Genomic DNA, 21,288 nt, shown 5'->3' on the forward strand with positions numbered 1-21,288 from the left:
ACCCGGTGCGCCGCGAACGCAGCACCCCCGGGTTGTGGCGGTGTCCATCTCCCTTGCCCAGCGTCGGCTCCAGGTGTCCAGCGGACTCAGCGCCTCGACGAGGTCCCGGCCGAGCGGTGTGAGGTGGTAGCCGTCGCTGTGCGGGGTGAGCAGGCGGGCGTCGGTCAGCTCGGCGAGGCGGGTGCTGAGCACGCTGGAGGACATACGCCGCAGCGGCGCTGCAGTTCGCGGAAGCCTGTCGGTGTCTCTGTCGGTGCCTGGCTCAGTTCCCACAGGATGCGCATCGTCCAGCGCCGTCCGCGCAGATCGAGCGCGGCCATGACCGGACGGCCCGACTCGGATCCCCGTACCGGCGCGCCCGGTCGTGCTTGAGGTGGGATCGACGCACAGTGCAGAACGCGGCGCACCGGACGAGCTATGAAACGCGGATGCGAGGCATTCTGGCGGCGGGCATCATCCCGCAGCTCTGCGTCCGCCTTCGGCCCGAGTGTCGGCGATGGCTTCGTCCGCGGCTCCGGCGGCCGTGTCGGCTGGGCTGACCTGGACCAGCAGCGTGTCGAGTGACAGTTCCAGAACCCCGGCGACGGCGACGACCGTGAAGAAGGCCGGTGTGGGGATGCGGCCCCTCTCGATCTTCCGCAGAGTCTCAGGGGAGATCCCGGCCTGGAGCGCCACGTCGGTGATGCTGCGCGAACCTCTGGCCTCGCGTAGCAGGTCGCCCAGCCGTTCCCCGCGCAGGCGGTCGGCGATCGACAACGGTTCCCGTACCATGAGCCCAATACTAATACCGGTATAGTTATCGCGAGCTAAGAGGAGGCAGAAATTGATCGAGCTTAAGACCGCCGCCGAGATCGAGGTGATGCGCGAGGCCGGCCGGGTCGTCGCCGCGGTGCACGCACAGGTCCGTTCGTACGCGACAGCCGGGGTGTCCCTGCGCGAGCTCGACGAGTTGGCCCGCCAGATCATGCACGAGGCCGGGGCTGGATCGTCCTTCCTCGGCTACCACCCGGCGTTCGGCGCCACTCCCTACCCTGGCGTGATCTGCACCTCGGTGAACGAAATCATGCTGCACGGCCTGCCCACCGGGTACCGGCTCCGTGACGGCGACCTGCTGAGCATCGACTGCGGCGCCCACATCGACGGCTGGCATGCCGACGGCGCTGTCAGCTTCTGCGTCGGCCGCGCCCGCCAGGGCGACGGCGACCTGATCCGGACGGCCGAGCACATGCTGGCCGCCGGGATCGAGAAGGCCGTGCCGGGCGCGCGGCTAGGCGACATCGGCCAGACCATGTCCCGCATCGGCCGCGCCGCCGGTTACGGCATCCAGCAGGATTTCGCCGGCCACGGCATCGGGCGGGCCATGCACGAGGAGCCATTCGTACCCAACGTGGGCCGTCGGGGGCACGGCCTGAGGCTCCGCCCCGGCATGGTCATCGCCATCGAGCCGAGCCTGATGGCCGGAGGCAGGGACGACTACGCGATGGCCGAGGACGGCTGGTCCCTGTGCAGCGGTGACGGCAGCCGTACGGTCCACGTCGAGCACTCGGTGGCCATCACCGACGACGGGCCGGTCATCCTGACCCTCCCCTGACGCCCGATGAGAGAGGGCCACGGGCGGGACTCCAGATCAGGGCCGGACTGAGTGAGGACGAGCCCCGTTCGAAGGCCGGTAGAGCTGTGCCGGTGGCTGCTGGGGTGGCGTGTTCGATGGCGGGGCGGCTGAGCCAGGCAACCGGGCTGCCACAGCACACACCGAGCGCAGCTCGCCGTGGCAGCGAGGCCGTCGATTCCGGCGACCACGTTCAGGGGGTTGAGACTGGTGAGCTCGCGTATCCGACTGTCGCCAATTCGGGGCTTGAGCAGCAACCCAAACGGCCAGTCACGTTAAGGAGCCCGGCGGGCTCGTCTTGCCGTGACTGGCCGTTCCGATCACCGCGTCGCCGACCAAGAGCCACCGAACCGATAGATCAAGATCGATCGGACACACTCCTAGACCAGTTCGAAGAACTCGTCGTGGTAGATGGCGCCCGTGGCGCCCTGCCGGATGGTCTGGCCACGGTAGACCCCCTGGAGCTTGTTGAGCCACCGCAGGTGGTCGGCACTGGTCTCGAACAGGCACGCGCCGTAGTTCATGAGGATGTCGCGGTTGGTGGTGTCCAGGCGGCCGCTGCCGTACACGTAGATGTCGTCACCGTCGTCGGTGACGACCCGCCCACGCCAGTCCAGCGTCCCCAGGCCTTCCCGGTCGACGGTGAACCAGTCCGCCCCGGCGCCCTTGAGGCGGGCGGTCACGCCCCGGCCTTGGATGAGCCCGTCGGTGAACTCGACGATGACCCGGGTCCCCAACGGCGTGCCGGGCAGCATGAGCGTCGGCGCCAGCCGCCACACGCCGCGAAATAGTGGCTTGAGCCCGGCTGGCGCGGGGGCGCCGGGGAGCGCGGGCAAGATCTGCTCGGGGTTGAGCGTCGTGGTCTGTTCGGAGCTGGGCATCGCATTCTCCTATACCTTGAGTGTCCAAGGTAAGGTAAACCTTTGAACCTTGGAGAGTCAAGGTAGGGTTGGCTGTCATGGCAGGACGTGTGCGGCGAGAACCACAGGAAGCCAGGCGGCTCATCTTGGAGGCGGCCGAGCGGTTGCTGATCGCAGGCGGAGTGGCAGCAGTCCAGGTACGGGCCGTGGCCGCGGAGGTCGGTATCACCGATGCGGCGATCAACCACCACTTCGGCACTCGTGACCAGTTGCTGGTGGCGCTGCTGCGGCACGGCGGGGCGCGCCTTAGAAAGCGCCTGGCGCAGGCCAGCGGCGGTGACGTCGAGCAGCTGGCGGCCTCGCTCGCCGAGGTCTACGCCGACGGGTACGCCGAGCTGGCCCTTGCCCTGCACCAGTCTGGGTGGCGCGACGCGGCCACCGGGATGCTGTCACCGGTGGTCGACGCGCTGAGCGAGCGGATCCGCGCACGTGGCCGGACACCCGATCGACGGCGCGTCCAGCTCACCGTCGCCGCACTCCACCAAGGTGTTGCCCTGGACCCCATCGTGGGCACCGAGTTCCGCCGTAGCGCCGGCCTGGCGGACGCCACGCCGGCCGAGACCCTGGACTGGTGGGAGCAGGCCCTGACGCGGATGCTCGATCTCTAGGTGAACTAAGCCGAGCCGACGAAGTCGGGAAGGTCGGGACGCAGCCGCCTCATCATCGGTCAAGAACTCCACCCGCATACGCCGCAAAGTAGGACCGACCCACCAGTAACCCACACACAGCGACCGAACCGTTACGAGATCCCAGCCGAAGGCGACGCCCCACCCGCATCGGAACGGCCAGTCACGGCAAGAGACGCCGACCGGGCTCCTTAACGTGACTGGCCGTTCGGTTGCTGCTGAACCCCCAATTCCCCCGCGGCGGCCAGGTGAGTTCCTGCGCTTTGACCTGACTTGATCGGGTGTCGGAGTCTTCAGCGGTCGTGTTGATCGACTGTTTGGAGGCCGGGTATGCCGGTGGAGTTTTTGACCGATGAGCAGGTAGCGGGCTACGCCGCGTTCGGGCGGGCGCCCTCGCGCGCGGAGCTGGAGCGGTTCTTCTTCCTCGACGATGTCGACCGGGAGCTGGTGGAGTCCAAGCGCCGGCCGCACAACCGCCTCGGGCTCGCCGTTCTGCTGACCAGCGTCCGGTACCTCGGGGTGTTTCTCGATGACCCGGTCGACGTGCCGGCGGTAGTCGTGGACTACCTCGCCGAGCAGCTCCGGATCGACGACGCCTCGGTGCTGAAGGCGTACGGCGAGCGGAAGAACACCCGGCTGGAGCACGTCCGGGAGCTGCGCCGAGTCCTGGGCTACCGGGAGTTCGCCGAGGTCGAGGGCGAGCTTCGCAGGTGGGTGGACGCGCGGGCCTGGACGACCGGGGAGGGTCCGAATGCGTTGTTCGACGCCTCGGTCGGTTGGCTGCGTGAGCGTCGGGTGCTGCTGCCGGGGGTGACGACGTTGACGCGGCTGGTGGCCTCGGTGCGGGAGGCGGCGAACCAGCGGCTTTGGGACAGCCTGTACGAGCTGTTGGAGCCAGGGCAGCGGGCCATGCTCGATGCGCTTTTGGTGGTCCCGGACGGCGCGCGAGTCTCGGAGCTGGACCGGCTACGCCGCGGCCCGATGCGGGTCTCCGGCCCGCAGATGGGCCGCGCGCTCGAGCGCGCTGCGGAGATCGCCGCACTGGGCATGGGCGAGGTCGAATTATCGCGAGGGGATGGAAGACCAGATCGGCGCGCTTGGCCTCGTGCTCAACGCGCTGGTGCTGTTCAACACCCGCTACATGGACGCCGCCGTGGCCAAGCTGCGCGCGGAAGGGTTTGAGGTCCGCCAGGAGGACGTGGCCCGCCTGTCGCCGTTCGTGCGGCACCACGTCAACCTGCTGGGTCGGTACTCCTTTCAGCTCCCGGAACTGCCCGGGGGGATGCGTCCCCTTCGCGTTCCGGACGCCGAGGACCAGTGAGGGCCGCCTCCCCCGGTCCTGCTTCACTCGCTCGCTGAGCGGTGTACTGACTCAGCTCAGGAACTGCCCATGCGATCACTGCCACGACCAGCGTGGTGAGCAGCCCACCAGCGCAGATGACCATCCGGGGGCCGAAGATCGATGCGCTGGTCCCGTGCAGCAGGTTCCCGATCTGTGGCCCCCCGATGAGTACGACGGTGAGCGATCCTTGGATCCGGCCGCGCATGACGTCGTCGGTGAGTGCCTGAGAGATCGCGTTACGGAAGGTGCTCAGCACGAAGTTGACCGCACCACCGAGCACGAGCGCAGCCAGCGCGATCCACAGCCGTGGGGCCAGTCCGAGGACCACGAGGGTGATGCCCCATGCGGCGGCGGCCGCCGCCATGAGAGCACCGTGGCGTCGGGCGCGGGTGAACGTGCCCGACATCAGGCCGACGGCGACGACTCCGGCCGGGTAGGCGGCGTAGAGCAATCCCAGTTGCATGCCGCCGCCCGCCGGACCGCCGTAGGTGCGCTGGGCCAGTTGCGGGAACAGGGCGGTCGGCATGCCGAGAACCATCGCGGCGAGGTCTACCGCCAGCACCGCCACGAGCAGCCGGCTGGCGGCCAGGTACCGGCACCCGGCCAAGACCTGCCCGATCGTGGATCCTCCCTGCCGGTACGGCCTGACCGGGTCGTTCGACGCTCCGTTCGGGTGTGGACGGGGCGGGAGCGGCGGCAACTTGATGACGGCCCACACGACGGCCAGCAGCGCGACGGCGTCGAACAGGTACAACGTGCTGAGCCCAACGATCGGGATCAAGACACCGGCCAGCACCGGCCCGAGGATCGACCCGGCGTAGCGGACCAACTGGCTGAGGCTGTTCGCTGCCGGTAGGAGCTCGATCGGGACCAGGCGGGGTACTGCGGCGCCCATCGTGGTCATGATCGCTCCGAAGGTCAGCCCCTGGCAGCCCACCAACAGCATCAAGACAGGGACCGAACCGCCGCCCAGCGCCGCTTGGGTCCACAACGCCGCGTACGTCACCGCGAGGCCACAATGGGCAGCGAGCAGCACCTTGCGGCGGTCCCTGACGTCGGCGAGGGCACCGGTCCACAGAGCCGCCGCGACCAGCGTGACCAACGACACGACGGCCGAAGCGCCCACGGTCGCCGACGATCCGGTCATGGTGAACAGCTGGGCCGGTATCGCGACCACGCTGAACGAACCACCCACCGCGCAGACCACCGAGGCGACCCACAGCCGCCGATACGCCGGGATGTCCAGCGGACGACGGTCGATCGCGTAGCCGCCCAGCGACCGGACCCCTGACCTGCTCACCGTCCCGTACCACCGTTACGGCCGGCATCCGCGGCAGCCGGTCCTTCCAGCGCGACCACGTCCGCGACCACGCAGGCGATATTGTCGGGGGCGCCTGCGGTATACGCCCGTGTGACCAACTCCTCCAGCACCTGCTCCGGGCCACCCGGCCCGGTCAGCACCTCGCGCAGCGACTCGGCCGCCACGACGGTGGAAAGCCCATCGGAGCACAACAGGTACCGGTCCCCGGCCGCCGCCTCGTGCAGCGACAGGTCCGGCCGGGCGGCGCCCGTACCCGTCAGCGCCCGTACGAGCAGCGAGCGCTGTGGATGCGAGGCCGCCTCCTCCGGGGTCAACCCGCCCTCGTCCACGAGCGACTGCACGTAGGTGTGGTCGTGGGTGATCTGGAACAGCTCCCCATCACGTACGAGGTAGGCCCGGGTGTCGCCGATGTGAACAAGGGCCAGCCGGGAACCCGACCACAGCAGCGCGGTCAACGTGGTGAGCGCCTCACCTGCCGACGCCGAGGCGGCAATCCGCCCGATCGCCCGGTCGGCTTCAGCGACGGCGTCGGCGAGAACGCCGAGCAGATCCTCGGCCGGTACGGCCAGGGTCTCCAACGGTTTGAGCGCTTCGATGGCCGCGGTGCTGGCAAGGTCACCGCCTGAACCGCGGACCCCGTCCGCCACGGCCAGCAATCGGGGCCCGGCGTAGGCGGTGTCCTCGTTGCTCGTGCGCACCAGCCCCAACTCCGACCGGGCGGCGTAACGGATTCCAAGCATGGTCGTAGGCTCTTCCACAGGGCTGCCTCTTCCCGTCAGGTAGTCGACGAGGAAGCCGGCCAACTGCCCCCGGGCGGCAGTCTCGGCCAGCACCTGCTCCCAGAAGGCGGCGATCTCCTCAGCGGCCGCCGGGGCCGGCAGGTCACACACGCGCCGGATGCGGGCCAACGGCATGCCGAGCCGCCGTAGCCAGGCGATCAACCGGGCCCGCTCCAACTGCTCCGGATCGTAAAACCGGTAGCCCGACTCCCCGTCCACCGCGGCCGGCCGCAGCAATCCGAGCTCGTCGTACAGCCGCAACGCCTTCGGCGACAACCGCGCGGCCCTGGCGAACACACCGATCGTCAGCAGCTGCCGCACCACTCCTCCTCGTCCCGGCCGTCCTGGCCGGTGCCGACGATGCTGCGGCTTGCCCCAAGGGCAAGGTCAACACGGCCCCGCAGTCCCGGCCAGACCGACAGTTGCAACAGTCTCAGCGTCGGCTGTCACCTGGAGCGAGCAGGCTGGTCACCTCGGCGATCGCCTCTGGAGAGGGCTTGAAGTAGCGGCGGACGTTCTCCGGCTTCTTGTGCCGGGACTTCGCCATGAGCATCAGTAGCGTGGCTCCCTGCTCGCCGAGGTGGGTCAAAGCGGAGTGGCGCCACTCGTGCAGGTCCCAGCCAGTGCCCGGCCCGCCCAAGGCGGTGTGCTCATCCAGCAAGGCGCGCGCTTGGCCGTAGGAGAGGCGGGCCAATCCGGTATCTGGGCAGATGTCCCGTGGGCTGACGACCTTGCCCGGGCCCGGGCGGCGGTGGGTGATGAACACCGGGCCCCGAGTGCGGCCCTTGAGCAGACGGGGCAGCAACCGGGCCGTGCCGGCATCCCAATAGACGGCCTCCAGCACGAAGTCCTCCCGTGCCTGTCCACGGCGACGGGTCTTGGCGCGGGCGCCCTTCGCCTTCACCGACGCGCGGCGGCCGGCGAGGTCGAGATTCTCGATGTTCAGGCTCAGGATCTCCTCTGCCCGCGCGGCGGTCTCATAGAGCATCCGGTAGAAGGTCTTCTCCCGCAGGTGGACCTCGCGGCGGGCGATCAGCCGGTCGATGGCTATCTTCGAGCGGGCGGGGGTCTCAGAGTCCGGCACCGGCAGCCGCTTCGCCCAGGCCGGCACAGCTGGGGCATCGTGGCCGCGCGACGGGCGTTCCAGGTGTTGACCGCTGAACTTCCCCACAGCAGCTCCAGAACCTCGCCGATCTCGTCGTCTGCCACCGTGGCCAACGGCCTCTCCTCGCTGAGCCGTTCGGAGGTCTTACCAACGCCGATGGCGTAGTTCCTGAGAGTGTTCGGATTGCCGAGCGAGACGAGGAAGGCGTCGGCCGCCGCCCGGACGGTCACGCCCTTGCCGATCGGCAGCTGCACGACGGTGGGCACCGCTTCTCCCTTGCCACAGATAACAGGACCGCTTCACGCACCGTCCGAGCTTCATCGACACAGGCCGCGATCAGCGATCCCGCAGATAATAGAGCGTTATCTGTGCCAAGACTTCGGAGCTCGTCCGATGTCGTAAGCCCGCCGGACGCTCACCAGGAGCGACGGCGCCTTACCGCCGGTTTTCGTTCCGATGTTCCTCAACCCCCTTCTCGCACGCCCTCGCGGCAGCCAGCGCCCTGAACCGCTCACTCGTCCCGCTGCGGCAGGACAGGGAAGCCACCGTGCGCGCGCTCGGGGAAGCCCTGAAGACGTTCGAAACACGGGACGAGGCGCTACTGCTCCTGGAGACGCTCGGCACCGACATCACCGAAGCGCTCGTCCCCCCTTTGCTCAGGGCCGCACTTCGAGTCCGGGACACGCTTCTGGTCCGGCAGTTGCTCGGCAGGCTGCCCAATTCCGCCGCCGAGGCCGCCGTCCCGCTGGCCGTACGGAAGCTGCTGGACGAGGCAGCGGAGGGCGACGACTATCGGCGCATGGCCGAACTGCTCGACCACCTCGGCCTGGACGCTGCTCTCCGCGACCTGTGCGTCCGGGCGCGCGACAGCATCGACGAGGAGATTCGCGAGGTGGCCGAGGACTTCGGCCGCGCGTGACCGCACGCGCGATACGCGGCAGCCGCACAGTACGAACGCTCGTGGGCGTCAGGCCACGCCCTGGTCGTCGAGATCGAGGTCGAGGTGGTTGGTCATGTCCAGCTCCAGCCGCCCGTACAGGTTCAGATGGGTCCAGAACAGGGCCGACAGCCCGCGCCGGTCCTCCTCGGTGAGCCTGTCCCGCCAGGCGGGATCACGTAGCACGATCTGGATCAAGTGGGTGTTGAGGTAGGCGATCGTGGCCTGGACCAGGTGGAGGGCGAGAGCGGACACCTCGACGTGCTCGCGGTCGTCGCCGGTCAGGTCACCGGCCTTGCCGTAGAAGATGTCCTTGTTCGCGCTGTTCCAGTTCTCCACGACGTTCAGGCCCTCGTGGATCTCCCTTCTGATTTCCTCGTCGGCGAGATAGTCGCAGATAAAGATCGTCCTTACGACGCGGCCCAGCTCTTCGATGGCCTGGTAGGTGGGGTGTTTGGGGCCGCCGCGGGTGAAGCGCCGCAGCATCTGGTGCGCCTCGGCGGTCTTGAGCCGCAGCGCGGTGGCGTACTTGACCATCTGATCGTAGTTGTTGGCGATCAGGTCCCAGTCGATGGTCTTGTTCGACAGCACCTCGTCCAGGGCCGGCCACGCCTCGTCCTCACCGATCCCGGGCCGATACAGCCGCGCCGACCCGATGTTCTTCAACCTGGGCAGGAGGTTGAAGTTCAGCAAGTGCGCGAACGCGAACCCAACGATCGAGGCTCCATGGGTATCGGTGTACTGCCGGTCGATCTCCGCGCTGGTGAGGTGGCGGAGCAGGCCCTCGATCATTGAGGCGACCTCGGACGCCGTCGTGGACGTGACCTGCGAATAGATGCACACCGACTTGCGTTCGACGTGCCAGTACACCATGATCCCGGGGCCTGCGTATCGCTGGTGCCACTCGGTCATGAAGTTCGCCGACCAGGATCCGAACTTGCGCGAGTCCGACGCGCACGAGGTTCCCGGCCCCCACAGCTCGGTGTCGCGGGCCAGCAAGGTCTTGTTGACCACGGTGCGGATCGCGGCTCGCAGGTTGTCGCGGTTGATGAACAGCCGGCGGGTCCGCCGCAGCGCCGCCTCGCTGTCGGCCAGGTCGGTCTCGCCGACGGCCGCAGCGACGCCGTCGGCGACCCGCTTGATCCCGACGTTGGTGCCCAGGCCGTACAGGCACAACAGCAGCCGGCGCCGCAGGACGGCCTCGTCGGTGACGGTGCGGGAGGCCACCGAGGCGAAGTCGCCGGTGAATCCGGTGACGTGGTCGACGTCCTTGATGACGTTGAGCAGGTCCAGCACGCCCCATCGGCGTGAGATCTCCTCCTTCAGCTTGTTCAGCGCGGCGAGGTGGCGTTTCTGCAGGTCGGCGATGAATTCGGCCGGGTCGCGGGGCTTGGACAGCGCCTGGTAGTGCACGTCGCGGTTCTCGGCGAAGTCGGGCGGCAGGTCGTCCTCGGGGTCGCGCCAGATGTTGCCCGCCGGCGGATCGCCTTGCGCAGAGCGACCAGCACGCACAGCTCATACGGGATGCGTTCGACCAGGCCGGTGTCGGGGTCCAGGACCGCCTCCCGCCAGTCGTCGGGCACCACATGCTCCAGCGGCACGGCGTCCGCGGCGTCGTAGTGCTCGACCTCGGAATCGGCGTAGCGGTCCAGCAGCGCCAGGGCGTCCATCACCGGCTGGAACGCCTCGTTGCCCGAGCGGAACTCCACCGCCTTCAGCAGCTTGGGCAGGCCGCGCCGGTAGTGGTGGGAGTAGGAGCCGCGCAGCTTGGTCCGCACCCGGGTGTTGAACACCTTCTCATTCGCCTTGGCCTCGGCGATGATGTCGCGCAGCGTCCGCGTCCCCACCACCGGGTAAATCGCCTCCCGCACGAGCTCCTCGGGCAGATCCAGCGCCGCCTCAGCCAGTCGGACCAGGATGCCGTTCTTGCCGTGCACCCGCCGGAACTCGGCGTTGATCTCCTTCTCCACTTTCCGCTCGGCCCGCACGCTGATCTTGTGGACGAGCTGGATCAGCAGCTCCACCAGCCCGTCGATCATCTCGGCCTTACGGACATGGCACAGCGCCGCCAGCAGCGTGAGCCGGATCGGCTCCGGTGAGGACTCAAAGTCCGACGGGTACATCTTCATCGCCCGGGCCCGCCACCCGTCCACGACCTTCTCGGAGATGTCACCGAAGCCGAACAGGTCCTCAGGCAGCCCGATCGCCTTGACCCGCTCCAGCTTGAGGATCTCGGCCAGCAGCGTGTCCAAAGTGAGCGGGCCAGGGTCTTCCTTGAGCTCCTGCAGGAAGCTGCGGCCACCGCCGGCCGCCTCGGAGCCGAGGTCCGGATCGCAGACCTTGATCAGCTCCTTCAGCTTGATGACCGCGCCCGCCGGCAACCTGGCGACCGTGCTGGTGGTGAACTGCCGCTCGAACATCGCCTCGGCCGCGCCCAGCAGCCGCTCGGCCTGCCCCGGCCTGGGCGGCTCGATCTTCTCCTGGCGGCACCGGGCCGGCAACGCGGCCCGCAACCAACGATCCCGCGATACCTCCAACGGGCACATCTTGCCGGCCAGCCAGACGATCAGCTTGTCCTCATCGCCGACCGCGATCTCCCGGAACCCATAGAACTCGCGGATCTGCTTGCGGTGATTGATGGCCTGCCTGGAGGCGAAGTCGAACTCCCCGTACAGCTCCGGGTCGACCTTGACCTGCCCGGCCATGAACTCCACCGCGGCCTTGGGGACGTCCTCCCGCCGCGGGAACCGGGCCTCCTGCTCGAAGAACTTCAACACCAGGCCGAAGCCCAGCCGCGTCGCCCCGGTCTTGTTCCCCAACAGGGCGAACTCGTCCTCATCCAGCGTCCAGCACTCGATGAGGTCTTCCAACTCCCACTCCCGCCGCATGACTGGGCCCTTTCTTCCGATCCCGCATAGAAGGTCGGAAGAAACATGTTCTGTAACCGCGCGGCTACTGATCGGTATCACTGAGACGTGATCGCTACGCAACGATCCCGAGACGTTACGTACAGCTACTTTTCACTTGGTTGCACCGACCCGAGTGGAGGGCCTGGTAGAGCGCTGGCGCGCAGAACGCAACACTCCAACCCGCTGAAACGCGGGATGGCAGGACCTGGTGCCGCGCCGTCGTGCGGGCGGCGCGGCACCAGGCGGGAGGGCTTGTCAGTCGCGGACGCCGTAGTAGAGGGTCAGGTACTCGATGATCTCGGGGGCGTGGGGCAGAAGTTCGGGTATGTGGGCGGTCAGCGCGGCGCGGGTGGCGGTGCCGAGCGCGTCGGTGCTGGTGGTGGCGCTGCGGACGTACGGTTCGAGGCGTTTGATCAGCTCGTAGTTGCTGTCGATGTTCTCAGCGCGCATCGCCTTCTCCAGGGGCGGCGCGCCGGGCGCCGGGACGGGGGGCAGGACACGGCTGATGAAGGTGACCCGGTGTAGGATCCGCCAGCACGGCGGCTTGGCGGACGACTGGCGGGCCTGGCGTAGGGCGGCGGCGTCGGCGGCGCTGCTGTTCGACAGCCAGATCGGGTCGATGACCTTGTTGTAGAAGTCGTCGAAGTTGGAGCTGTTCTCGCCGAGGTAGAAGGTAAAGAAGCGGTAGGCGTCCACCTTGCCCGGTGCCAGGACCGGCTTGCCTCCGGCATCGAACGCTGGTTTGCCGTCCTTGTCCGTCTTCTGGAGGTCGCCGGAAGGCGCGCACGTGACGCTGAGGCCGAACGTGCGGGCGGCGTTCTTCGCGCGCGTGCGGGTGGTGCTCATGCCGCCGCCGAACGAGCAGTCGAAATTGCCGATGAGGCTCACGGTCGTGAACCCGAGGGAGAAGTCCTCGCTGTAGGTGGCCTTCCCGGAGAACGAGTAGGAGCCGGAGGTGGTCTGGGTGACGGCGTCGGTGGCCTCGGTGGACTCGGCGAAGAAGCCGCCCTGGGCCGTCCAGACGTAGGTGTTGACCAGGTCGCGGTGCGAGAAGCCCTCGGCGGTGGCGCTTCCGCCGGTGCCGCGGCCGGGCCCGGAGTCGGGGGCGTCGACGCCCATGCTCCGCAGGACGGCCTGCGCCTGCCGGTGGGTCGGGTCGGAGGCGTGGGTCTCGGTCGAGACCGACTCGTAGTAGGCGCGCAGGCGCTGCTGGTCGCGGGTGATGCGGTTCTTGAGCGCGTAGGCGTCGCGGGGTTTGAAGTAGCTGTGCTCGCCGTAGCCGACGGCGGTCGGGTAGTCGGGGTCGGTGACCTTGCCCTGGTCGCTGAAACCGACGGCGCCGTCCAGGGTGCCCTGTTTGACGTAGCGCGGATTGATCGGGAAGTGGATGATGTTCCAGTCCTTGGGGATGTCGGGATTGGGCAGCATCCGGTAGGCGACCAGCGCACCGGTGTGGGCCAAGCGCAGCGCGAAGACGTCGGCCGTCTCCGACTGCACCAGTGCCATGCCCGTGTTGGCGGGCACGTACCGGCGGCCGAGGGCGGGGTTGAGCATCCGGGTGGGGTCCTCCACATGCCCGGACAGCGCCATCCGGGTCTTGCGGGTGGTGTTCAGCCCCTGGGCGACCTGGGTGTCCTCGCTCCAGGAGTTGGAAAACTCCATGCCGAAGCTCCCCTTGACCGTCAGCTGGGCGTTGGCCGCCGGCTGGGCCGTTCCTACCCCCATTGGCGCGGTGATCGACAGAACGCTCGCGTCGGTCTCCAGGCCCAGCGCGAAGTTGAAGGCGGAGTTGACGCTGCCAGTCTTGCTGGAGGACAAGCTGTAGGTGACCTGGTCGGCCTCGGTGAACTCCACCGAGGACGCCTCGGCGTGCCCGCCGTCCTTGGTGAGGTTCTCCGACGGCACCGGCGGCGCGCCCTCGATGTAGCCGATGAGCTGCGGGTCGAACTGCACCTGGCCCACCCACTCGGTGACCAGGTCGCCGACCTTGTAGCCGGTGACCAGATGCCAGCGTCCTTGGCGCACGTAGCCGTAGCAGCGCTTGAGGACACCCGTCATGTCCCCGGCGGGGGTGTACTGCATGTCGGCGTACTCCGACGCGGCCGGGGCGGAACCAATGGTGTCGTGAAAGGTCGTCCGGACGCCGGCCAGCGCCGAGCGCACCTCGGCGGTGTCGGTAGAGACCGGCGCGGTCGACAGCAGGATCCGGGGCCGCTTCGCGGAGAAGCCCAGGTCGTTGCCGCGCAGCCCGTCGTCGAGCACGGTCGTGGCGGTGGCGGCGGTGGAGTCGCGGTCGAAGGACCAGTAGGCGATGAGGTCCTGTTTGCCGCCGCGCAGCCGGGTGAACAGGTTGTCCAGGATCTGTTCGGGGGTGCGCATGCTGCGCCAGACGCGCACCTCCTCCAGGGTCCCGGTAAGGGGGTCCATCACCCTGCCGGATTGGATGCGCGCGCCCAGGGTGAGCTGCCTGTCACCGTAGGGAACGGCGTCCTCGGCGACGGGCGTCAGGTTGTCGGAGAGCTGTTGCCCGTTGCGGAACAACCGCAGGGGGCTCGCCTTCGGGTCGGGGTCGCGGGTCCAGCGGGCGCCCCGCAGCCTGGCCGGGAAGGAGCCCCGGCTGTCGAGGGCGACGTTGCCGGCGTTCTCGTCGAACGCCCAGCGCGCCAGCAGTCCTTTGTCGCGCTCGGTGACCGGCAGGCCGAGCTGTTTGGGATCGCGGGCCGTGCTCCACAGCCGCACCTCGCACAGCTCGCCGCGCAGTCCGCGGCCGAGTTCGACGTCGCTGCCGTTGGCCTGGGGGCCGGGACCGGTATAGCGGTGGTCGCCCGCGGCGTTGCCGTCGATATAGAAGCGGATCTCGGTCGTCGACTGGGCGTCGGCGGGGGGCGCGGTCCCGGCGGGCCGCTGCCTCTGCCGGATGACGGACACCCGCTGGAAGGTCCCGGCGGTGATGGCCTGGGTGGACGTGTAGCGCACGACCTTGCCGTCCGCCTCGGCGAAGGCGAACTCCAGAAATCCGTCGGTGCGGACGCTCAGCTGGTACGGCACACCGCCCGGGCCGCCGTCCATCGCGACGCCCTTGGCGACCAGGTCCACGGGGGTACCCAGCCGTTCCATGCGCACGAACACCTCGATCGTAAGGTCGTCGAGGAGGTCCAGCGCGGCCTGCGGGGCCACCGCCAGGCTCGTCGTGCCGTCCAGCTGCACGGCCCACGCCTGCTTGTACGTCGCGGCCACGTGCGCCCACTCGTTGCAGGCGAACCGTTCGGCCGACCGCAGGACGCGGTCGCCGACCCGCGCCACCACCTGGTAGCCCTTGATGGGCGAGGGGGTCGCGGTCCCGTTGAACGTCCAGTGGCCGAGCAGGCCGGGCGTGCGGGGGGAGATCCGCTGCAGGCGTTCGTCGGAGATCTCCGCAGGGGTGCGCACCCGCCCGAAGATGCGGACCTCGTCGATGTGGCCGTTGAAGTAGGCGGCGTAGAACTGCTGGTAGCCCAGAACCACCGGCCCGTTGCCGGCGTAGGCGCCGGTGGCGGTGCGGCGGGCGACCTCGACGCCGTCCCGGTAGAGGATCTGCTCACGGGTGGCGTGGGTGTACACGGCGGCCCAGTGATGCCAGTCCAGGTCGGGGTAGGGGTCCTTGGTGGTCAGGTCGTCGCCGTATAGATGAAAGCCGAAGGTGCTGTTCTCGTTGAAGTGCAGGTGGAGGGTCTGGTCCACCTTTCCGGCCATGTCGCCGTGGGTGAGAAGCGGTTCCCGGACGCCGCGGAGGTTGTTGCGCTTGGCCCACAGCTCGACGGTGAAGTCGCGGCCGGCCAGGTCGAGCGCGCCGGACAACCCGATCTGGGTCTTGCCGTCGAAGGACTGCACGGGCAGCGGCGCCTGCGCCAGTGCCAGCGAGTAGGTCGAGTCGCCCGTGTGAGCGTGCACGAGCCTGCCCTGCCCCTCCTCGGGGCGGACCCACGCCTCCAGGGACAGGTCGCCGGGAGTGGACGCCTGCGGCACCTTGTCCTTGGCCAGGCTCAGGTACTGCTGCTCCTTGCCGTCGAAGAAGTAGGCGCGGCCCGGCATCTTGGCCCGCCAGCGGCAGCCGGTGCCGTTGACGAACGGCCTGGCCTTGCCGTTCGGAACGGACTCGACCCCGTTGGTGACGAGTCCCACCAGGCGTGAGCCGCCCGACATCAGTACCCCGGGACGGCTGGAGGACGCGCGTCCGAAGTCGTAGCCGACGAGGTTGACGTTGTCGCCCGTCGAGATCGCCGAGACCGCCGCGCCGGACGCGCCGGCCGTGGTCAGGGTGATCGCCTTGGCGCCGCGGGCCGTGTCGGCGGCGGCCGCGTACCCGCGTCCGCCGATCAGCAGGTGGGCACCCTTCGGGACCTTGACGGCCGTCCCCTCGGTGAGCTGGATGCCCGAGCCGCTCACCGAGGCGACCGCCCCGACCGCCACCGGCTCGCCCGCGCTCCCGGCCAGCGCCGCGGCCATCACCCCCGCCTTGCGCGGCAGCGAACGCCACGTCTCGGTCTCGCCGCCGGCCGTGACGGTCACGTCGCAGCGTCCGGGCACGTCGCCGTCGGTCACCTCGATCGTGCAGGAGTCCAGGGCGAGACCCGCGTCGCGGGCGGTGAAGCTGAGTCTGCCGCCGTCCGCGGTCAGCTCCTGCGAACCGCGCGTGACGGACGTGTCGTAGTAGGCGGCGAAGAACTGCTCGTTCTCGCCGCGGAAGTACATCACGAGGTCGCCGGTGCCGCTGTCGAGCAGGACGGGCGTGTCGGAGCCACGGGCGAAGTCGAGCAGGCCGCCGTAGTGGCTCAGGCCGGTGCGGTCCATTCCGAGCATCGGCATGGTCACGGTCAGGTCGTCGTCGCCCTGAAGGCCGCCGGACAGGCGGGCCAGCTCGTCTTGGGCCTCCTTTAGCTCCGCCTGCTTGGCGGTGAGCGCCTTCCGCAGCTCGGTGATGCGCTGGAGGGCGGTCTGCGCCTCGATCAGGTCCTTCACGGCGGGACCCAGCTTGTTCTCGGCCTCCGCCAGCAGCCTGTCCACGCCCGAGAGCATGTCCAGGCGTTCCAGGCGCAGCAGGCCCACGTCGCTCGTCAGGCCGTCCCTCGACTGGTAGACCTTACCGTTGTTGTTCACGCAGACGGCGAGGCCGTTCATCCGGTTGACGAAGCGGAAGTACTCGCCCTCCTGCCGCAGTGAGAATTCGTAATTCTGATCCCCCGTGTCGGACTTGGCGCTCATGGGGGCACCGTCGACCGGCGAGTCGCCCAGGGGGAACAGGAACTTGTCGAACGGCTCGTACCGGATCTTGTGGTAGGTCGGCCCGTTCTGGAACCAGCTGGAGACCGCGACGGTCCATTTCGCCATGTCGAAGTCGGACGCGGCGGCTGCCGCTCCCGCCACGTTCGCGGGGGCCGCCCGGGTGCCCGCGATGAGCAGCAGCAGCGGCCAGGTCTTGCCGTTCCACTCGCGCGTCATCTTGGAGAACAGCCGATAGCGGTATGAGGTGAGCTGGTCCTTCTCGGCGTTGAAGCGGTTCTGGAGGTCGTCGCGTTCGCGCTTCAGCCGGTCGTGGAGGGCCTGGTACTCGGGCACCTTGCCGGACTTGTCGACAAGGGCCGCGATCTGTGGCTGGAGGGCCGCGATCTCCCCTTCGAGCCGCTTGACCTGCTGCTGGAGGGCGGCGATCCGCTCCGAGTCCGCGCCCTTGGCGGGCCGCTTGACCAGCGCCGGGTCCAGGACCTCGGGCGTTCGGCCGAGCCGTCCGTCGCGTCCGACGCCGAAGTCCAGGCTCGCCACGCACGCGTCCTTGTTCTTCTCGGAGGCCCAGACCAGCATGACGCGCGCCTGCCGCTTGGCGGGCTTGGCCGTGCCGCCGTATCCGGCGGGAGCGGTCTCCTGCTGGTGGTAGAGCAGGGCCGACATACCGGAGATGACCTTGCGTCCGGAGAGGATGAAGCTGTTCCGCCGGATCCCCGGGTGGTCGCCGATCGGGGCGTCCGAACCCGTCCACTGGGGGGTGCCCTTCAGCGTCCCGTGCGCCGCCTGGTCCGTCTGATCGTAGGTCGTGGCGCCGGAGCCCTCGTCGAACCGGTAGTAGGCCACCAGCCCCGGCTCGTTGCCGACCAGCCGGTGGTTCATGTTCTCCCGGATCTCGGCGGCGATGCGCGCCCGGCTCCACACCCGGACCTCATCGACGTCGCCGTTGAACGGCCCGGTCGTGCTTCCGTGGGCCGTCGTCCCGCCGATCACCGTGGACGCGCCTGCCTCCTCGGTGTAGGGCATCGCGCCGGTCCCCTCCGGCCTGCCGTCGACGAACAGCGACGCGGTCGTGCCGTCGAAGACGGCGGCGATGTGGGAGTAGGAGTCCTTGGGGACGGTCGCGCTCGACTTGACCGGTTGCTGCGCGCCGTCGTGCCACAGGCACACGTGGCCGTCGACGTCCACCTCCAGCTGGTACGACGAGCCCCTCGACACCACGGGACCGTCGTAGTCGGCGGGCTTGATCCACGCCTCGATCGTGTACGGCTTCCCTGCGAACCCCAGGGCGTCCTTGGAGTCGCTCAGCTTGACGAAGGTGTTCTCGTCCGTCAGCCGCACCGCGGTGTCGGCCTGGCCGTCCGTGCGCAGCACCGGCACCAGGTCCTTGCCCGTGAACGGGCATTTGCCCGGGCTCCGTTCGAACACCGCGTCCTTGTAGAGCGGATCCGGGCTCGTGTAGAACTGCGTGCCCCGAGTGTTGAACAGGCCCTGGGTGCCCTGCTCGACGTTGTACCCGTCGATGCGTCCGGTGGCGGCGTTGTAGGCGAACAGCTGCCAGCGTTGCACCCCGTGGACGGCGGTCGGCACCAGCACCGCCGCGAACCGGCCTCCGCTCAGGTTCCGGACGAACGACAGCTCCTGGGTCGGCTCGAAGAACGGGCGGCCCTCCATGTCCTCGGTGCCCAGGGTGTCCTTGGCCGACTCGGGCCGGGTGGCGTGTCTGCTGCGCCTGTACCGCACCTCGCGAACCGGCTTGAGCTTGCCCTCCACCAGCAGGAACCGGTCACAGAGCAGCGTGTCGCCGACCAGCGGGACCTTCTTGGTGCCGTCGAGCATGAAGTCGGTCCGGGAGGTGTCGCCCGAGCAGCCGCCGCCCTTCAGTTTGTAGACCGCGTTGGCGTGCCCGTCGCCGACCGACTGCCGCAGCACCACCACGTAGGTGCCGTCGGAGACCACCTGGAACGGGGCCGCCGCCGTCAACCGCGCGGTCGTGGAGAGGTACGAGTCGATCTCGCCGGGCGTCGGCTGCTCACCCACGCCGGCCTCCACGCCGCCGCGCTTGACCGTCGGCATGGCCGTGGCACCCGCGATGGCGTACCCGATCTCGGCCAGTTCCCGGGGGAAGGCCAGCTCGACCGGGTTCTCGCTCCAGTACGCCGAGTCCACCGTCCCCTTCTTCTGGTCTCCCGCGAGATCCAGCACCGAATAGAAAACGCGGCGGGAAGCATCCATCGCGAACGCAACGGTCGTGCCCTGATGCCGCACCATCGTAACGTGCGTGTAGGCCCGGTCACCGTAAACCTTGACCAGGGAATCGTGAAGCGACAAGCCGGCCCCCTCCATTGAGCAGAATCAACTCAGGATCACCCGTCTCAATTCAGTCCGTCAAGCAATGAATCCTGACTGGTTTCGGCCAATCACAAAACTTGTCACCGCATCGACAACGGCCACGAAACCGGATTAGCTGTGCGCATGGTTTCGCGGCGCGGCACGGACCGCCGCCTGTGCCGGGTAGTGGCGTGGGCAAGGGCAAGTGGCCCACAGCAGTGCCGGTGCGACGACACCGCCACGCGCCAGGACCATGCTCGCGGTGAACCGACGGCGAAGCACCGGCTGACCTTCAGAACGACTTGGGGAAGATGCCTATCTGTCCTTTTGTCACGGCACGCAGCAATTCCTCGATGAGCCTACTCTCGCAGAAGTTCGACCGGATGAGCGATTTGGACGGCGTTCTGAACCTCGTCGCACGGGGGCAATAAGGAGGTCAAATGGTGTCGCAGCCAGCGTCCCGAGTCCATCGACCAAGTGCAGAGACCGCCCTTTGGCAAACTCCGCCCGGCCGCCCTGTGGATGAAGGGTGCTCGCTTACCAGCCCAAGATCGGATGTCGGTCAAAGTGGACCGCCCGATATCATTGGCTGCATGCTGTCTCGTCTTCTTCGTACGGCTGAAGGAGAGTCCTGCGTCTACATCGACCGCAACTCCCACGAGATTCCCGACTACGGCGAACGCCACCGCTACGGACAACACCGCCAGCAGGTCGCCCACCTGATCGGCGCCCCCCCTGAAAGCGGTCACGACCTACCGCGGAGCAGTACTGGCTGTGGATCGCCGCGATCCGCAGTGGAGAATTCGAGGCAGCTTCCGACCGTGCGGCGCGCTACAGGGCCCGCTCGGCAGTCACCGAGACCGGGGGCAGTCTCGCCCTCGCCACCGACGACGCGGACCTTATCGCTGCAGCCGCGGCCGCTTCGCCGGCGACCGGGTCGAAGTCCGTGTCGGCCCGGGACTCCCGAAGCTACGGCGAGCCGCAAGGTAGGGGATCGTCGCGGTCAGCCGGCGGGGAGTTCGGCGGGAGTGGCCCGAGCGGTGCCGGGCTCGAGTTGGGGACGCTGGCTTGCCTTGAGCTCGGGGACGTACTTGTAGATGGTCGCCCGGCTGACGCCCAGTAGACGGGCGATGGAAGCGATCGTCGCGTCGGGCTGGGCGAGCAGGGCGCGAGCGTGCCGGACCTGCTCGGGCGTCATCGCGGGCGGGCGGCCGAGGCGCTGGCCGCGGGCGCGGGCGGCGGCCAGCCCCTCGTGGGTACCTTCGACGATGAGCTCGCGGATGAATTCGGCCAGGGCGGCGAAGACATGGAAGACCAGGCGGCCGCCGGGCGTGGTGGTGTCCAGGGCCTGCCTCGTGCAGGGACCGGAACCCGATGCCGCGTTTGCGGAGCCCGGCGACGATGGCGATCAGGTCCTGCAAGGAGCGGCCGAGCCGGTCTAGGGACGGCACGACGAGGGTGTCGCCGGCGCGCAAGTAGTCCAGCGCCTTCCACAGCTCCTCACGGTCGAGCGTTCTTGCCGGATTTCTTATCAGCGAAGATCCGGATGCAACCTGCCTCGGCGAGGGCGTGCATCTGACGGTCCAGGCGCTGCCCGCCGGTCGAGACGCGCGCGTACCCGATCAGCGCTCCGGTCAGCGCGGCCGGTTCGGGCTGCAGCGGGTTCTCCCCGAGCGAGTCCTCCAGCAGCGGGCCCTGGGGAAGCGCGGCGCTGGTCACCACGATCCCCTGCTGGGGCGCAGCAGGGCGACGGTCACGGCGAGCGGCGCACCGGGCGAGAGGGCGCCGGGGCGGGCCATGGCCATGGTGGCCATCCAGCGGCCGAGGCAGCCCTGGCGGAAGCGGCGAGCCTCCCGGTCCGTCCGGTTCGGCGGTTCCAGCGCCTCCTCCACGATCTCGAAGTCGGCGTCCGTTTCGTGGCACAGACCGCAGTCGTTGCGGGCGTGCGGGTACGGCAGGACGAGCTCGGGGGCGGGTTCCATGCCCGCGAGCGTAGAGAAAAGGTGCTCACACACTTGTTGAACAGCCAGACTCTCAACACGTTTTTCAACGCGCTACTGAACCGCCCCGGGTTTCGTGGAGGCTCTAGGTTGTGGCTGTGACCTGCGGTCTTGTCGATTTCTTGTAGTGGTTGGCCTCGTATTCGTCGG

15 protein-coding genes and 1 pseudogene are annotated in these 21,288 nt (G+C 68.6%); 5 read left to right on the top strand and 11 right to left on the bottom strand.

Going from position 1 to position 21,288, the window contains the following annotated elements; translation table 11 throughout:
- Positions 1-453 precede the first annotated feature (453 nt).
- On the bottom strand, positions 454-771 hold the full coding sequence (locus tag AB0K82_RS22910; protein WP_364399921.1) for a helix-turn-helix transcriptional regulator: 318 nt from the start codon (positions 769-771) through the stop codon (positions 454-456).
- A 52-nt stretch (positions 772-823) separates the two neighbouring features.
- Between AB0K82_RS22910 and map the strand changes: the two genes are divergently transcribed.
- Positions 824-1,591, top strand: a complete 768-nt coding sequence (gene map / locus AB0K82_RS22915; protein ID WP_364399923.1) for a type I methionyl aminopeptidase — start codon at positions 824-826, stop codon at positions 1,589-1,591.
- Positions 1,592-1,989: 398 nt separating this feature from the next.
- On the opposite strand, the gene AB0K82_RS22920 is transcribed toward map, so the two are convergent.
- Positions 1,990-2,490 (bottom strand): DUF3237 family protein, encoded by a 501-nt coding sequence (locus AB0K82_RS22920; RefSeq protein ID WP_364399926.1) that lies wholly within the window; start codon positions 2,488-2,490, stop codon positions 1,990-1,992.
- A 77-nt stretch (positions 2,491-2,567) separates the two neighbouring features.
- Here AB0K82_RS22920 and AB0K82_RS22925 point away from each other — a divergent pair, with 77 nt between their 5' ends.
- The 3 genes from AB0K82_RS22925 (at position 2,568) to AB0K82_RS22935 (ending at position 4,476) form a co-directional block, all read left to right on the top strand.
- A complete protein-coding gene (locus AB0K82_RS22925) occupies positions 2,568-3,137 on the top strand; it encodes a TetR family transcriptional regulator (RefSeq protein WP_364399929.1) in 570 nt (189 codons plus the stop codon).
- A gap of 348 nt (positions 3,138-3,485) precedes the next feature.
- Positions 3,486-4,337: a DUF4158 domain-containing protein gene (locus AB0K82_RS22930; RefSeq protein WP_364399932.1), complete on the top strand. Its 852-nt coding sequence runs from the start codon at positions 3,486-3,488 to the stop codon at positions 4,335-4,337.
- Positions 4,231-4,476 (top strand): Tn3 family transposase, encoded by a 246-nt coding sequence (locus AB0K82_RS22935; RefSeq protein WP_364399935.1) that lies wholly within the window; start codon positions 4,231-4,233, stop codon positions 4,474-4,476. Before AB0K82_RS22930 ends, AB0K82_RS22935 begins: the two co-directional genes overlap by 107 nt.
- On the opposite strand, the gene AB0K82_RS22940 is transcribed toward AB0K82_RS22935, so the two are convergent.
- The 4 genes from AB0K82_RS22940 to AB0K82_RS22955 form a co-directional block, all read right to left on the bottom strand.
- Entirely contained in the window at positions 4,388-5,797 is a 1,410-nt protein-coding gene (locus tag AB0K82_RS22940; protein ID WP_364399938.1) for an MFS transporter, read from the bottom strand. The two genes, AB0K82_RS22935 and AB0K82_RS22940, sit on opposite strands and share 89 nt — an antisense overlap.
- Positions 5,794-6,918, bottom strand: coding sequence for a MerR family transcriptional regulator (locus tag AB0K82_RS22945; protein ID WP_364399941.1), 1,125 nt, complete (start codon positions 6,916-6,918; stop codon positions 5,794-5,796). The genes AB0K82_RS22940 and AB0K82_RS22945 overlap by 4 nt, the downstream gene beginning before the upstream one ends.
- A 112-nt stretch (positions 6,919-7,030) precedes the next feature.
- Positions 7,031-7,681, bottom strand: a complete 651-nt coding sequence (locus tag AB0K82_RS22950) for a site-specific integrase (RefSeq protein ID WP_364399944.1) — start codon at positions 7,679-7,681, stop codon at positions 7,031-7,033.
- Complete coding sequence (locus tag AB0K82_RS22955) at positions 7,645-7,968, bottom strand: hypothetical protein (protein ID WP_364399947.1); 324 nt, start codon at positions 7,966-7,968, stop codon at positions 7,645-7,647. Before AB0K82_RS22955 ends, AB0K82_RS22950 begins: the two co-directional genes overlap by 37 nt.
- A 281-nt stretch (positions 7,969-8,249) precedes the next feature.
- Between AB0K82_RS22955 and AB0K82_RS22960 the strand changes: the two genes are divergently transcribed.
- A complete protein-coding gene (locus AB0K82_RS22960; RefSeq protein WP_364399950.1) occupies positions 8,250-8,621 on the top strand; it encodes a hypothetical protein in 372 nt (123 codons plus the stop codon).
- A 48-nt stretch (positions 8,622-8,669) separates the two neighbouring features.
- Here AB0K82_RS22960 and AB0K82_RS22965 read toward each other — a convergent pair whose 3' ends face one another.
- The 5 genes and pseudogenes from AB0K82_RS22965 to AB0K82_RS22985 form a co-directional block, all read right to left on the bottom strand.
- Positions 8,670-10,052: a transposase gene (locus AB0K82_RS22965; protein ID WP_364399953.1), complete on the bottom strand. Its 1,383-nt coding sequence runs from the start codon at positions 10,050-10,052 to the stop codon at positions 8,670-8,672.
- Positions 9,971-11,527 carry a DUF4158 domain-containing protein gene (locus AB0K82_RS22970; protein ID WP_364399956.1) on the bottom strand — a complete coding sequence of 519 codons (1,557 nt, stop codon included), beginning with the start codon at positions 11,525-11,527 and terminating at the stop codon, positions 9,971-9,973. The genes AB0K82_RS22965 and AB0K82_RS22970 overlap by 82 nt, the downstream gene beginning before the upstream one ends.
- A 276-nt stretch (positions 11,528-11,803) precedes the next feature.
- The gene (locus tag AB0K82_RS22975; RefSeq protein ID WP_364399959.1) at positions 11,804-19,012 is read right to left on the bottom strand and encodes a LamG-like jellyroll fold domain-containing protein; all 7,209 of its coding nucleotides are present in this window, start codon (positions 19,010-19,012) and stop codon (positions 11,804-11,806) included.
- A gap of 1,129 nt (positions 19,013-20,141) precedes the next feature.
- Positions 20,142-20,713: pseudogene (locus tag AB0K82_RS22980) on the bottom strand (recombinase family protein).
- Between the two features lie 140 nt (positions 20,714-20,853).
- Positions 20,854-21,120 carry a hypothetical protein gene (locus AB0K82_RS22985; RefSeq protein WP_364399962.1) on the bottom strand — a complete coding sequence of 89 codons (267 nt, stop codon included), beginning with the start codon at positions 21,118-21,120 and terminating at the stop codon, positions 20,854-20,856.
- Positions 21,121-21,288: the final 168 nt, after the last annotated feature.

This window comes from Actinoallomurus sp. NPDC052274 (assembly GCF_040679475.1).
GTDB classification, from domain to species: domain Bacteria; phylum Actinomycetota; class Actinomycetes; order Streptosporangiales; family Streptosporangiaceae; genus Actinoallomurus; species Actinoallomurus liliacearum.